At 45.5% G+C, this 14,109-nt stretch carries 14 protein-coding genes; all 14 read right to left on the reverse strand.

From position 1 onward, the window contains the following. Window positions 1-66 precede the first annotated feature (66 nt). Window positions 67-879, reverse strand: a complete 813-nt coding sequence (locus tag AC27IJ_RS09455; protein WP_487148533.1) for a tyrosine-protein phosphatase — start codon at window positions 877-879, stop codon at window positions 67-69. A gap of 24 nt (window positions 880-903) precedes the next feature. Further along, window positions 904-2,166: a PTS sugar transporter subunit IIC gene (locus AC27IJ_RS09460; RefSeq protein ID WP_312442122.1), complete on the reverse strand. Its 1,263-nt coding sequence runs from the start codon at window positions 2,164-2,166 to the stop codon at window positions 904-906. 17 nt (window positions 2,167-2,183) lie between these two features. Then, complete coding sequence (locus AC27IJ_RS09465; RefSeq protein WP_312442121.1) at window positions 2,184-2,483, reverse strand: PTS sugar transporter subunit IIB; 300 nt, start codon at window positions 2,481-2,483, stop codon at window positions 2,184-2,186. Next, window positions 2,480-2,821 carry a PTS lactose/cellobiose transporter subunit IIA gene (locus tag AC27IJ_RS09470; protein WP_312442120.1) on the reverse strand — a complete coding sequence of 114 codons (342 nt, stop codon included), beginning with the start codon at window positions 2,819-2,821 and terminating at the stop codon, window positions 2,480-2,482. The genes AC27IJ_RS09465 and AC27IJ_RS09470 overlap by 4 nt, the downstream gene beginning before the upstream one ends. Window positions 2,822-2,844: 23 nt before the next feature. Further along, the gene (locus tag AC27IJ_RS09475; protein WP_312442118.1) at window positions 2,845-4,740 is read right to left on the reverse strand and encodes a BglG family transcription antiterminator; all 1,896 of its coding nucleotides are present in this window, start codon (window positions 4,738-4,740) and stop codon (window positions 2,845-2,847) included. Between the two features lie 231 nt (window positions 4,741-4,971). Beyond that, entirely contained in the window at window positions 4,972-5,718 is a 747-nt protein-coding gene (locus AC27IJ_RS09480) for a MurR/RpiR family transcriptional regulator (protein ID WP_312500931.1), read from the reverse strand. A 203-nt stretch (window positions 5,719-5,921) separates the two neighbouring features. Further along, window positions 5,922-7,304, reverse strand: a complete 1,383-nt coding sequence (locus AC27IJ_RS09485) for a 6-phospho-beta-glucosidase (protein WP_312442114.1) — start codon at window positions 7,302-7,304, stop codon at window positions 5,922-5,924. Window positions 7,305-7,467: 163 nt separating this feature from the next. Next, a complete protein-coding gene (locus tag AC27IJ_RS09490) occupies window positions 7,468-8,148 on the reverse strand; it encodes an RpiB/LacA/LacB family sugar-phosphate isomerase (protein ID WP_312442113.1) in 681 nt (226 codons plus the stop codon). A 33-nt stretch (window positions 8,149-8,181) separates the two neighbouring features. Further along, complete coding sequence (locus tag AC27IJ_RS09495) at window positions 8,182-9,171, reverse strand: aldo/keto reductase (RefSeq protein ID WP_487149039.1); 990 nt, start codon at window positions 9,169-9,171, stop codon at window positions 8,182-8,184. 29 nt (window positions 9,172-9,200) lie between these two features. Continuing rightward, window positions 9,201-9,650, reverse strand: coding sequence for a PTS sugar transporter subunit IIA (locus AC27IJ_RS09500; protein WP_312442112.1), 450 nt, complete (start codon window positions 9,648-9,650; stop codon window positions 9,201-9,203). 13 nt (window positions 9,651-9,663) lie between these two features. Then, a complete protein-coding gene (locus tag AC27IJ_RS09505) occupies window positions 9,664-11,625 on the reverse strand; it encodes a BglG family transcription antiterminator (protein ID WP_487148538.1) in 1,962 nt (653 codons plus the stop codon). Between the two features lie 24 nt (window positions 11,626-11,649). Then, window positions 11,650-12,534, reverse strand: coding sequence for a class II fructose-bisphosphate aldolase (locus AC27IJ_RS09510; RefSeq protein ID WP_312442110.1), 885 nt, complete (start codon window positions 12,532-12,534; stop codon window positions 11,650-11,652). Window positions 12,535-12,641: 107 nt separating this feature from the next. Then, entirely contained in the window at window positions 12,642-13,748 is a 1,107-nt protein-coding gene (locus AC27IJ_RS09515; protein WP_312442108.1) for a PTS fructose transporter subunit IIC, read from the reverse strand. 45 nt (window positions 13,749-13,793) lie between these two features. Next, window positions 13,794-14,102: a PTS fructose transporter subunit IIB gene (locus AC27IJ_RS09520; protein ID WP_312442107.1), complete on the reverse strand. Its 309-nt coding sequence runs from the start codon at window positions 14,100-14,102 to the stop codon at window positions 13,794-13,796. Window positions 14,103-14,109 lie beyond the last annotated feature (7 nt).

Consider the following 14,109-nt stretch of genomic DNA (forward strand, 5'->3'; position numbering starts at 1 on the left):
ATTTCACCGGTATTCAATGCAATTATCCCTATTTTAAAGCTTCCCCACTGGAAGCCCTGCAATTTTCTATTCTAAATAAATCTCCTTAAGCCGCTTTCTGTCAGCCTCATAAAAACCGCAAGCCTGCTCCAGATAGGCTTCCATTCCCCCAAGCCTGTCCACTTCCTCAAAGGCTGCACTGATATAAGATTCCTTTGTCTCCATAAGGCTTGAAAGATAATCAAGGACGACCTTGTTATCCGTATAACGGCGGTACTGATCCATACGCTTTATATTGCGTTCCCAGTTATATTGTGCCGTTTTTAAATAATCCCCAATGATGTCCTCTCTTGAAACTTTCAATATGGAAAGAAACAGAGCGGCCGCCCAGCCTGTGCGGTCCTTTCCTCCCCTGCAATGGAAAACCAGGGGTACTGAAGCAACATCAGTCAACAATTTTAAAAAGGAAGAATATGCCCCTATGCTGTTTTCTGATGTTACGAAAGTCCTCATCTGCCCTTCCATGGAGTTTAAATTCTTTACCAGGTAATCATGGCCCTCGGAGGTTTTCTCCCACGCCGTCAGTCTTGCGACCTTCCCCTCATCATCCTTGTGAGAAGCGCTTGCCAGGGCTGCGGTTTCCCCATCAGGAGACAGTACCTTCAGCCGGACTCCCTCGGGAAGCCGGTCCGGCTGAACTTCTCTTTCTGATTGGGAACGGAAATCCACTGCCATACGGATATTCATTTCCTCCAGCTTTTTTAAATCTCCATCTGAAAGCTTATGTAGTGCATCGGAGCGAAACACCATGCCCGCCTTTACCTGCCGTCCTTCCTCCGTATAAAAACCTCCCATGTCACGGAAATTAAAGGTTCCGTCTAAAGAAATATATTTATCCATTCCATCTTCCTTCCCAGAGCACGCCTACTGGGCTCCGTTTTCTTTCTCCTTTGCCTCCTTATCCACCCGGTATATAAAGGGGATGTAAAGAGCAACGATTGCAAAAAGCTGTAATAGCTGTATCAATGCGCCCTGCCACCCTGCCACCAGGAAACCCTGCAGCAGAGGAGGAAGCTGTCTTGACACATTTGCACTGACAATGGGTAAAAATCCGGCCAGGGTCGCGGCATAAGCAATTAAGATGCTGACAACTGGGGCAAGGGTCATGGGAATGATCAGCCACACATTCAGTACCATCGGGATTCCAAATTTCATAGGCTCCGTAATTCCGAAAATACTGGGGATGATCGCCACCTTTCCAATGCTCTTCATATGCTGGCTTTTGCAATACCACACCAGCAGTATGGCAATGGCAAGGGCTCTCGGCCCCTTAAAGGACTCAAGGAAAAACATGTTGATCACATGCCTGGGCATATCTCCCGCAAGGACTGCTTCCGCATTTTCATAGGCCTGGGTGGCAAAAAGGGCGTTAAGGAAAACATTGGACACATTGGAGCCATGAATCCCAAAAAACCACAAAAATTCCGACACCGCATAAAGAATACAAGCGGAAATAATGGAGCCGCCAAGGTTCTGAAGAGGAATCTGGAGAATCTTGTAAATGAGATCATGCATGTTTTCAAAGGGCGTCATCCTGATGATCCTATCCACAATGAGGAAGAAAAACAGGATGCAGAATGCAGGTACAATGGCCTGAAAGATCTTTGAAACTCCCTTCGGCACAGCCGCAGGCATGCGGATATAGATGTTTTTGTCAATAAAATACGCGTAAGCCCGCGTTGCCGCAATGGCTACGATGATCCCTACAAACATTCCCCTGGAACCAAGGTAGCTGATGTTGATGACATTGGCAGTTTTGGCGCCTTCCACTGCTTCTGCAAACATCTTCTCAATAGGAGTCACCGCCAAAAAGCATGCAAAAGAAATGATGACGGGGGGCAAAATCTCCTGCTTGCACTCATTGGCCATGGCCACGGCCAGGGATATGAGGGTGTAAATGGCGATGAGATTTAAAGTGACCGTAGACCCCAGGGTGCAGAACTCCTTAACAGGCTGGGGCATAAAGTCCAGGGTGGTAATGATCATGAATAAACTGCCTGCCAGGGAAATGGGCATGATCCCCATCATTCCTGCTGAAATGACCTTTACGTAACGGGCCGATGCAAACCTGCCCATGGCCATTGTTAGTCTCTGACTAATGCTTTTTTTATCATTTGACGCTGCCATACCATTTTCTCCTTTCCTTACCGGCCTATCTGGATAAGTGCATCTGCAAGAACCTTTTCTCCGTTCATCATGCCATAATCCATCATTTCAATGACCCTTACAGGGATAGATGGATAATCAGCCGCCACCTTTTCTTCCATGTAACTTACCTGAGGACCTAAAAGGATGATATCCGTCCCCTCTGTGTGGGAGGAAAGAGAGGACACAGGCATCGCGTCAATCTGCAATTCCATTCCTTTTTGATCCGCACTTTCCTTCATGCGCTCAACCAGCATGCTGGTTGACATCCCTGCTGCACAGGCTAAAATAATTTTCATAAAACCTCATCTCCTTTGCTGTTTCCATTTTTATACATAATACGGTACATTTCGATCATCTGCTCCGCCAGGTCCTGTACGGTCATGGCGTTCATCAGATGATCCTGGCCGTGTATCATGATCAGGCTCATCCTTGTTTCTCCTTCTCCGTTTAACTCTTCCTGGATCAGCTTTGTCTGCACCTCATGGGCTGAAAGCAGAGCCATCCGGCACTCCTCCATGAGAGCTGACGCCTTTTCAAAATTCTTTTCCCTTGCTGCCTGGATCGCCAATATAGCCTTGCTTCTCGCACTTCCGCCCTTTACTACCAGCTCCATAACAATGGTTTCTGTTGTCATTCCTTCTGTCCTCCTATTTCTTTCTATTCCGGAAATGCCTGCAGCAGCCGGATCAAAACATCGAAATCCTTTTTCTTAATCAATTCCTGCACAGCCTCCTGGCTAAGAGCCAGCTTTGATGTATATTTATAAAAATCAGAGATACCTTTTTCCTCTTCCTTCCCGATTGAGACAAGAAGCACCACCTGGACCGGATGTCTGGACCATAGAACAGGCTCTTTCAAGATTGCCACAGAGACAAAGGTCTCCTCCGTCATCACCTCACAGGGATGGGGAATTGCGATCAGGTTGCCGAAGTCTGTCTGTGCCATGTCCTCCCTCTTTAAGACAGCTTCATAAAACCCTTTAGGAAGGCTCCTCTTCCTGCCGATCCTCTCACATAAATTTTTAATAACCTCTGCCCTTGTTTCCCCTTCCATATTGGTAAAAAAATAATCCCGTTTATAATACTTCGTCAGAATGACTTTTCTCCCACCCTCCAGCGCAGTCCTGATAGCCGGAATGTCCTCACTCTCCAGAAAATGGCCTATTTCAATGATGGGTCTGGGAATATACCGGTGAATCGGCACTGTGGTGAAAACGTATTCTACTTTATCAAAATCGAAATTTTCCAGCCCGGAAAGGTCACAGATATAAATGTGGTTTAAGTACTCCCCGAATTCCTGGCCGTATCTGAGCTTTAAAAGCCGGGAGCTTCCTCTTCCCGTACTGCACACGATCAGAATATTTTTCTTCTCATCCTTTGTCTTCTTTTGTTCTTCCGCCAGGGCAAAGATCAAGGCAAAATAGCCCACTTCCTCCTCTGGAACCGGCTTTTGATACCATTCTGCCAGCACCGTACAGGCTGAAATTGCCATGATATATTCAAAAAAGCACTTCTTCATGATATCCTTAAGAAGAAGATTACTGACCGGAATGTTATAACGCATACGGATATCAAAAGGGACCATGTGCTGGTTCAGCAGCATGCGGATGTCAAAATGGCTGCTGAACTCCATCTTAAAATCCCGGTCCACCAGCTGCAGCATCTGGGAAACAAGACGGTCAATCTCCTCGCTGATCACAAAATTCACTTCATCCTTTTCCACATTGCCTATCATACGCTTTCCTGCCAGCCACACGGCCGTATAGGTGGCTTCATCCTGGTTGTACCTGATTTTAAAATTCCTGCTCAACTCCCCAAGCAGCTCCTTTACAAACTCCCATTCCCTGTCTCCTAAAACTGACCCGCTGTTTTCCGGCATCTTCACCAGCCGTCCCCGCCTGATCCGCTTTGCCGCAATGTAAATCTGGATGGCAAATAGTTCAAAGGCCGTTTCAGACAGGTGGATACCATATTTTTTTAACATGGGAAAAATGATTGCTCCCATTTCTTCCAGTTCTTTTTTCTGCTGTTCTCCATTCTCCTCCAGCATGTTTCTTTTGATAAAGTAATCCCCGATGCACCTTCTGAAATCAAATTCATCCCCTGCTGCACGAATGCCGTAATTGGGCCTTCTGTCCAGACGGATCCCGTACCGGTTTAAGATCTCCTCCGCCTCTTTTAAAGGTCCTGTAAGAGTAGCTCTGGAAATATACAGAAACTCACATAAGTCATCCAGCCTGATGTAGTCGTTGTAATTGACCAGATAAGCCAGCAGATAGCTGACCCTCTCCTTAGCTCCGGAGGGAATCCGGTCCCTTTGCCTTTCCTGGGAAATGAAATTCTCCATACCGTTGTTTTCATCAAGAACCAGGGCATATCCGCATCTCGGTTTTGCCTCCACTGAAAAACCAAAGGAGGCTGCTCTTTCATTCAATTCCTTTACTCTTAATCCAACAGTTTTAGTACTAACTCCTAATCTTTCCGCCAGTTCCTTTGCAGTCACATAGCAGCCCGGCGTCAGCATATTCAGAATTTCTGTCAACCTTGTATTCATGGCACCCCTCTCCTGTCATCATCCTATCATCCTGGTAATTTAAACTCCATATGGAAATCTTCTCTATTGAATTCGGAACTTTTCATCATTGCTGCTTGCTGGTATTAAACATGAAAATACCCTGCAAGCAAAACACAGCCTCTTTTTCTGTGCTTCGCCTGCAGGGTATTGTATCCCCATCATCCTTTATATTTCCGTCTTCAACTAGATATCTTAATATCCTATTCCATTTCACCCCTGTTTTCTCTGCACCGTTAACTTTGCCAAAGCTTCCACGATATAAACTGCCGGTATCTGGGAGGTTATATCCACCTTCATCTTCTTATAATCCGTCCGTTCCCCCTGGATATAATAAGAGATATTGTAATCAGATATTCTGGCCAATGTACTATTTTTACTGTTGGTAATCGATACTACCGTACTGTTGCACTGCTTAATGATCTCTGAATTTTCAATGAGTATGTCCGTTTCCCCCTCCACGGAAAGAATGATAATAATACTTTCCTTGGGAAATTCCAGATTAATAGGAAACATAGGATTATTTATCCCTGTGGCAAATATTCCGATATTGCAGAAATACCGGCTTGCATACTCAGCAATAATTCCCGAATTGCCTATTCCAAGAAAAATAATCTGTTTCTTTTCTGCGATAATATTGGCGATAGACTTAAGTTGTTCATGAAAAGATTCCGTCTCGATCCTTTGGAAAAAATCTAAAATCGAACTGGAATCAAATCCCTGGCGAATCGTTTTTGTACTCTCCTGCTCCATCTTAAATCTGATCTTAAACTCGGAAAATCCATTGCAGTTTACTTTCCTGCAGAACCGGGTAATGGTCGTTGTGGAAACATGGGCTTCATTGGCAAATTCCCGAATGGTCATATAAGGAATCTTCTCACTGTTTTTCAATATGAAATTATAAACCTCATAATCAAGTTCACTGAACTGGTTCAGTACCTGATTGGAAAACATCATCATATTCCGCTACCGCCTTTTATATTTATTAATCAAAATCTGATATTCCAATTTACTGTGTAAGTTGTCTTTTTTATTTTAACATAAAAAGGGTGCATTTTCAATGAACAGGAATTCCTTAACCACCAAAAGGAGTCATTGCAGCTAACTTTTATGTCAGCATGCAATGACTCCTTTTACAGCAGAAAAGCAATAGAAACGGAAACTTAGCTGTTCTTAGCTTCCAAACGGTCAATCGTCTCTTTAAACTGAGGTAAATGTTCCTTATGGGCGATTAATAATTCATCCAATACCGTCTTAGCAATTTTGCCGCTGGGAACCAGAGGATTTATGGTAAATGCCTGTTGGGCAGTTCCATAATCACCGGTTACCGCTGCTTTAATGGTAGTTAACTCCATGTCTTTCATTAACTGCAGCAATCCTCTGCTGGAAGGTTCAAAGGAACCCCAGGAGATGGGAACCGGACCGCCTGATGTTATGATGCTGCTTACTTCCACTACCACGTCATCGGGCAGATCTGAAATAGCTCCATTATTTTTCGTGCTGACTACCATATGGGTGCGCTTGTCATTATAGATGGAATTAATTAACTCACAAGCAGCATCAGAATAGAAAGCTCCGCCCCGTTTTTCTAACTGAGGCGGTTTAATGCTCAGATTAGGATCCTTATACAGTTCAAACAATTCGGCCTCGGTACGTTTTACCACCTCTGCACGGGTTTCACCCTTTGCAAAGGCTTCCAATTCTTCCTTCAGCATGTCATCTGTAATATAATAATATCTATGGTACATGCAGGGGATAATTCCAAGATTTAAAATCTGTTCCGGTAAAAACGAAATATTGGGGATATTTTGCACTCCCGAATTTGCGCTAGTAAAGCTTTTCAGCGCATTTTTCATATTTTCAACACTGGTATAAGCCGTTTCAAGTACCTCATTGGTCTTTTCCCCGCCGGCTTTGTCCCATACCCTGTGCCAGTGAAAATGATTCAGGCCTCCAAAACGGAAGAATAAATCCTCCTCATTCTCCTTTAAAGCTCCTGCTGCAATCTTTCTGCAAAGAATAGGAACATTACATAGACCTACCACCTTATTCCAGTTACCATAGCGCATAACAGCTTCTGTAACCATGCCGGATGGATTTGTAAAATTAACAAGCCATGCATCGGGACACAACTCTTTCATGTCCTCTACAATATCTAAAATGACTGGAATGGTACGGAACGCTTTGAACATGCCTCCGGCGCCATTGGTCTCCTGGCCCAGAATTCCGTGAGACAACGGGATTCTTTCATCCTTAATACGTGCTTCCAGCAGGCCGACACGAAACTGAGTGGTAACAAAATCAGCATCTTTTAAAGCTTCCCGCCGGTCTAATGTGAGGTGGATCTCCCAGTCAAGTCCTGCCGCTTTCACCATGCGCTTTGCCAAATTGCCAACAATCTCAAGCTTTTCTTTTCCCGCCTCAATATCAACCAGCCAAATTTCCTTTATGGGTAGGTCGTCTTTTCTCTTAATAAAACCTTCCATTAATTCAGGAGTGTAACTGGAACCTCCTCCAATGGTTACTATTTTAATTTTTTTGTTCATATAAAGCCCTCCTTTTTATATTAAAATTATAATACAAAAAAGAGGGCAAGAAAACAGAGGCAGCTCATCCAGTAACATAACAAACCGTTTAGGTACATGTTTCTCGTAAAAGACACCTTGTATTTTTTTCTACAGGAATTACTTCATATGCGGTAAAATCATACTATTGATTTGCATCCGCGGCCATCTGGTCCACAAAAGCCTTGATTTCTTCATCCTTACATCCCTCATAAAAGCAATCCAGAAATCTTGGGATCATACATTCCTTTACCATCTGGGGATCTAAGGATTTAAGAGCCTCCAGAAGTGGTTTTGCCACCTGTTTTTTAACCTCAAAAAGAAGATTGGCATTCCTGTTCTGCGCCTCTTTCCTGCTTTCCGGGTATCCCATTCCCTTTGGGGAACCAAATGCCCTGGTAAAAATATTATTTAAGTTAAGCTCCGCTCCCCAGCCAAAGCCCTTGGCAAAAGGAAGGGATAAAGCATTTCCGTTATTGATCTGCAAAAACAGATAGGCATCCGTTGGCTCTATGCAGTAGCCGCACACAACTCCCGGATACATATTTAAGGACATCAATGCCCCCTGTCCCGTGCCGCAGCCGGTGACTACAAAATCAACCGCCCCTGAGTTTAAAAGAAGGGCTGCCTGGATTCCTAAATGTAAATAAGTAAGCCTGGGATTTTCTTTGGTATATGCCTCCGGCACATCCTGGTCTGACAGGGGTTTTTCCATAGCCACATTATATACCTGATAATCCATTGGTTCTGCTACTGCTTTTAACTCCTTTAATATAATCCCGTTCTTGGGCGCCTGACTGAATTCATTTAATAATGCAATTTTCATTTGTTTCCATTCCTTTCCGTCTGTTTTCTTTGTCTAAACCTGTTTTCCTATGGCCTCATCCGCATCCCTTCTCATCCTTAAAAAATCCTCCTGAGACATAGGAATGTCCATGGATTTTGCGGTGTCCTCGATCTGGGACAGCTTCCTGGCTCCGCAAAGCACGTTGATATTAGGCGAAACCATGGAATTCCACTTGATGCATAGGTTTGCTAGGCTGCACTGGTACTTATCCGTTAAGTCCTTCCAGCCTGCCAGCATCTCATTTGCTGTCCTGATATTCTCCTGCTTCCACCAGGTTTTGCCGTCCCTTACTTCTCCCTTTCTTGGTATATAATCATCCGGAGCCTTTCCTGCAAGAAGTCCCTGTTCAATGGGGGAATAGGTCTGAAGGGTGACCCCATTCGCTACGCAGAAAGGAAGGAGGTCTGTTTCAGCTTTCCTGTCCAGGATGCTGAGTTTTTCCTGGATCACATCCAGCTCCCCTGCGGCTGCATAGTCCTTAAGGACAGTCATATCCACGTTGGAAGCACCGATGGCCCGGATCTTTCCCTCTTCCTTCATCCTCAAAAGTTCTCCCATGGTCTCTGCCACAGGTACCTTTCCATAGGTTTTGCATTGCCAGTGAGTGTAATATACATCAATATAATCCGTTCCCAGGGCTTTTAAACTCAGTTCCAAATCCCTCCGTATGGCTTTGGGGGATAAATCCCTGCTCACGGTATTGCCTTCTTTTGTAAAATGCACCTCTCCTCCATGGTCATACCACTGGAGGCCGCATTTGGTGGAAAGGATGACACGGCTGCGGTCCGTCTGCTTTAACGCCTGCCCGATTACTTCCTCACTGTGGCCAAAACCGTAAACCCTGGCAGTATCAATCCAGTTGATCCCCAGTTCCAGTCCTCTTAAGATGGTTTTCACCGACATTTCATCGTCATTGGTCCCCCACCATTCTCCGCCTCCGATTGCCCAGCAGCCTAAGGCAAAGGCATTAGTCTTAATTCCTGATTTTCCTATCTCTCTCATTTCCACAATCAAACCTCCATGTTCTCCCTTTATGAGAATGCGTCCAATAAATCTTCATAAGTAGACGCAGCCTGCAGTTTTCCCATGATGGCCTCATTTCCAAGCTTACCCGCAAGTTCCGCAATCAGGCGAAGGTGGTCTTTGGCACCTTCGCTATCGGAGGGCACTGCAAACAGGAAAAAAAGATCCACAGGCTCCTCGTCGTAGGACTCCCATTCCACCATCTGCTCTGTTCTTCCCACTGCAATCCCTACCTTATCCACAAAATCGGATTTTCCGTGGGGAATAGCCACATGTCCTCCGATCCCTGTGATTCCTTCCTCTTCCCTTAAGTATACATCCTTAATGTAGCCTTCCAGATCCTCCACGTATCCCGCCTTCTTTAAGAGGCCTGCCAGATGGCGGATCACCTCATCCTTATTACCTGCTTTCATCTTTAAATCTATGACTCCCTTATCCAGGATCTCTTTTACTGCCATCTTGTTTCTCCCCTTACTTGATAAAATACTGATAGACTTCTAAAGATGACTCCAGCCGTTTCATTGCCTCCATGTTGTCGTCATTCTCTGTAAGCAGCAGAAAATCTTTATAAAACTGCTTTGTCCTTTTTATCTCAAATTTTGACGTCATTTTTATTGCAAGAAGGAATATGGTATCAACCATATCCTCATGCCATTTGACCGGTTTGTCTAAAATAGCCACTACAATGCGGGATTCATTCACCTCTGCCATGTTTCCATGGGGAATGGCGATTCCTCTGCCAATACTAGTCGTTGTAGCCCTTTCCCTGTCAAATACGCTTTCCAGATAATTCTGAGTCACATCTCCCTTTTCTTCCAGCCTCTTCACCATCATGGTGATCAGCTGGTCCTTATCCCTGACCTGAGGCTTTACCATGATTAAATCGACCTCAAACAACTGGTGGCATAAGCTGTTAAACTGGAAATCCGGTTTATTCCTTAGCCTGGAAACCTGGGCAGCCTTCCGCCGTATCATATCAATTTCCTTTTCGCTTATGCGGTCTTCCACTGTTACCACCCTGGAATCCTCTAAATCCAGACCGGATCCATTGATAATGATATCCGTTTCCGGATGAAGGGACAATTTAAAATCATGGCGGCTGACCGCCTGTACGTCCGTGATTTCAGGAATGCTGTATTTAATCATCTCAATGGAAAGCTGGCAGGCGGCCATGCCCTTCTGGCTCACCAGCAGTGCGGTCAGGGGTCTCCCCTTTTTTCTGCGGATCATGGCAGCCTGGATATAAAGTGCAATTCCTGCCAGCTCATCCTCTGTCACCTGTACGTCGTAATACTCCTCAAACAAGCTGCTGGTTGACCAGGCCGCCAGAAAAGTCTGCTTGTATTCATTCTTAACATACTTGCTTATGCTGTCTCCCGCGACCGTGGAATACTTCATCCGGAATATGGCCGACCTCATATGGATCAACAGGCCTTCATACAGCATCTGGTCCCCGGAAAGGTCTGCTTCCAGTAAGTCACCAATGGTTTCGATCACCAGCTTTACAAAGTGCTCCAGATTCCTATCATACTGCATGGCATAATCCTCGTCGCTGACATCGGTAAAAGTTTTCAGTTTTTTAGCCGAAAGCAGCAGCACCGCCAGAAGAACGGTATCATCCTCTGATAAGTCAACTTTATATTCCCTTCCGATCCTCTGGTAAATGGATTCGGCAAAGGAATATTCATTGTAGCGCTGGATATTTTCCTCCTGCATATTGCTGGAAAGAAGTCCATCGTACAGACCTTTTCGGGAAACGGACAAGCAGGTCATGATCCATACCATCTTAAAGGAATTGTCGGCCAGCTCGATTCTCCAGGCGTTTTCCGCTTCCACGATAATGCGCCGGATGCGGGCCGCATCCACTCCCGGCGCATAAGTTCCAAAGAGCGCTTCCATAACTTCCGGCAGCATTTCCAGCATATAGTCCTTGATTGCAATCCGGAAGCTATACTCTTTCCCTATCAGGCATATTCCTTTGTTCCGTACGGCCGTTATCTTTATGTTCCGTACCTCAAACCATTCCGATATGATTTTCAGCAGATTGCTGACGGTAGGAGGACTTAAATAGAGGCTGTCTGCCAGCTGCTGAAGGGTCACGACTTCTACAGGCTTCATTTTGAGAAGCTTGCCCATAAGCTGTATATTCCGGTTTTCGAAATCCCCGGCAGGGTCTTCCCCTTGCTCCAGGCGGCTTTCCAGGATCTTTTTCTGCCTGCCGTCAAGCTCCAGCCATATCCCGGTTCCCCGCCTTTTTTCTATTTTCCCAAGCCCTTCCGCCTCCAGCCATTCATCAAGCTGTTTCATACGGGTCCTTACCGTTTTTTCAGATAATCCCACATTATCGGCAAGCTGCAGTATGGTGTAAGTTTCTCCGTTTATCAGGCACTGCAATATTTTATTGTTATATAATGCGTTCTTATCTTCCTTCAAGTAAACACCCCTATCCTTTAGGAATTACTCATTTCCTGCCTGCTTTGCTGCTCCATAAATATATCTTCCGCTGGAACCGATTACCTTCATATAGTCCTTTACAAACTGTTTTATCCCTGCTTCCGCCGCCATGCAAAGATGCATATAATCGGTTTCCGGATTCTTCCCAATCTCCATAAGCATGGCCCTCTTACCTGCTTCAAAGGCATCCGTGCATACATTGATCTTATTAATGCCTCCGGCTACTGCCTTTCTTAAATTTTCTTCTCCGGAACCGGAGCCGCCGTGGAGTACCAATGGCATGTTTAATGTCTCTTTTAACAAATGAAGGCGTTCAAAATCCAGCTTCGGTATCTTTCCCTTGGGATAAGCCCCATGAGCCGTGCCAATTGCCACAGCCAAAGCATCGATACCTGTCTTTTCCACAAAATCCATTGCAAGATCAGGATCTGTATACAAATCCGTATCCGCATCATCCTCGTGGTCCGCCTGTCCCACATGTCCCAGCTCCCCTTCTACGGAACAGCCCATGCCATGAGCAAGAGCAGTGATGATTGCCGTGCGTTTAACATTTTCCTCATAAGGCAGAGAGGAACCATCATACATAACATTGGTAAATCCCCGGTTGATGCAGTCCGCAATGGTGTAAAAATCAGAACCATGGTCAAGATTTAAGGCAACCGGTACATGGACCCTTGCCGCCAGCTCCTTTATCACCGGTAGCATCTCTTCCGCATGGGCATGATTTTTCATCTGTCCAGGTCCAAACTGCATGATAATGGGAGAATGCTCCTCTTCCGCTGCCATAATTCCCGCTCTGGCCATCTCTATGTTGATGCTGTTCATGGCCATAACTCCGTAGTAATTTCTATTTGCATCATCAAGGATGGCTTTCATTGATACTAACATGCTTTCCTCTTCCTTTCCATATTATGCCCATACTTTTCGGGCAGGACCCACCCCGCTTTATCGGGTGTCAAAGGTTGCCCGCAGGGCGTTCCACATTGTCCTCAGTTTTACTGGATATTAATATCCAGATCAAAGTCAAGTTCTTCCTCTTCCTTTTCCACCTGTTCGTCTAAAGGACGCTTAAGAGCTGCATAGATTACTCCCGTCACCACAGAGCCAATACCCAAGGCAATCAAAAACCACAGGGGATTCTTCATCATGGGAACCACGAAAATACCTCCATGGCCAGCTACTGACTCACAGCCCATGCCTACTGCAATGGCTCCGGCCACAGCAGAACCGATCATGCTGCTTGGGATTACTCTTGCAGGATCCGCTGCCGCAAAGGGGAGAACACCTTCCGTAATAAAGCAAAGGCCCATAGGAAGCGCTGTTTTAGCGGTTTCCAGTTCCACTTTTGAAAACCTGTTTTTCCTTAATAAGGTAGCAATAAATATTCCGATAGGAGGAGTCATACCTCCGATGATCTTGGCAGCCATAGGGCCGTTAATCCCATCTGTTCCCAGGGCGTTGGCAGCCATGGAAGCAGTCTTATTAATGGGGCCGCCCATATCAAATCCCATACAGGCGCCAATAACCCCGCCGATCACAGCCTTTGCTCCTCCGTTTAAGGAGATGATCCACTGCTGGAACACATTCATAATAAAGGAAAGTGGAATTGAGAACACACAGAGGAAAATCATGCCGCATACTACGGTCGATACCACCGGTATGAACATAACCGGCATCAGCCCTACGCACCATTTGGGAAGCTTCCAGGTCTTCATCCAGTTTACAAAGGAGCCGATGATAAAGGCCATGAGCAATCCCCCCAGGAACCCTGCCTTGGATTGGGACGAACAGTAACCGATTACAATACCAGGCACGATTCCAGGCCGCCCTGCAATGGAATAGGCCACACCAGCCGTCATCACCGCTACCGCAAAATCCATTGCTATGGAACCTAACTTATTCACTCCCCACCAAAAGCCAATCCAGGAAAATGGATTTAAATTTGTAAACGGTGTTGCCCCTGCCTCTACGGCACTTCCGATATCATATCCGCCAAACCCCTTTGCCAGTGCACAGAGGATTCCCCCGCATACCACAATCGGAATCATATAAGAAATTCCAGTCATAACATGTTTTTTAATATCAAGTTTTTGCCTTGCCATTGTATTCCCCTCTTTCTCCATATTCTTTTCTTTGCTGCGTTTCGGCTACTTCCCCAATTTTTCGTGAATCTTAGAAATTACCCCTTTTGGAGATTTCATTACCATGCTGATTGGAATCTCCACGACCGGTTTTCCTGCAAAACGTTCTTTGTTTACCCGGATATCCGCGGAAATTAAAACCACATCCGCCCCCCGGATATCCTCAGGGGTAAGCTCATTTTCCACCCCAATGGAGCCCTGGGTCTCCACCTTGATATAGTCTCCCAGTTCCTTTGCTGCATTTTCCAGCTTTTCCTTAGCAATGTACGTATGGGCGATTCCTGCCGTACATGCCGTGATAGCTAAAATCTTCATACACTTC

It is taken from the genome of Lacrimispora sp. YZC11 (assembly GCF_057543815.1).

Coding starts and splice junctions, on each gene's coding strand:
- AC27IJ_RS09470 (WP_312442120.1), bottom strand. CDS start 2,821: ATGACAACAGAAACCATTGTTATGGAGCTGGTAGTAAAGGGCGGAAGT.
- AC27IJ_RS09455 (WP_487148533.1), bottom strand. CDS start 879: ATGGATAAATATATTTCTTTAGACGGAACCTTTAATTTCCGTGACATG.
- AC27IJ_RS09495 (WP_487149039.1), bottom strand. CDS start 9,171: ATGAGAGAGATAGGAAAATCAGGAATTAAGACTAATGCCTTTGCCTTA.
- AC27IJ_RS09460 (WP_312442122.1), bottom strand. CDS start 2,166: ATGGCAGCGTCAAATGATAAAAAAAGCATTAGTCAGAGACTAACAATG.
- AC27IJ_RS09490 (WP_312442113.1), bottom strand. CDS start 8,148: ATGAAAATTGCATTATTAAATGAATTCAGTCAGGCGCCCAAGAACGGG.
- AC27IJ_RS09500 (WP_312442112.1), bottom strand. CDS start 9,650: ATGGCAGTAAAAGAGATCCTGGATAAGGGAGTCATAGATTTAAAGATG.
- AC27IJ_RS09475 (WP_312442118.1), bottom strand. CDS start 4,740: ATGAATACAAGGTTGACAGAAATTCTGAATATGCTGACGCCGGGCTGC.
- AC27IJ_RS09485 (WP_312442114.1), bottom strand. CDS start 7,304: ATGAACAAAAAAATTAAAATAGTAACCATTGGAGGAGGTTCCAGTTAC.
- AC27IJ_RS09480 (WP_312500931.1), bottom strand. CDS start 5,718: ATGATGATGTTTTCCAATCAGGTACTGAACCAGTTCAGTGAACTTGAT.
- AC27IJ_RS09515 (WP_312442108.1), bottom strand. CDS start 13,748: ATGGCAAGGCAAAAACTTGATATTAAAAAACATGTTATGACTGGAATT.
- AC27IJ_RS09510 (WP_312442110.1), bottom strand. CDS start 12,534: ATGTTAGTATCAATGAAAGCCATCCTTGATGATGCAAATAGAAATTAC.
- AC27IJ_RS09465 (WP_312442121.1), bottom strand. CDS start 2,483: ATGAAAATTATTTTAGCCTGTGCAGCAGGGATGTCAACCAGCATGCTG.
- AC27IJ_RS09520 (WP_312442107.1), bottom strand. CDS start 14,102: ATGAAGATTTTAGCTATCACGGCATGTACGGCAGGAATCGCCCATACG.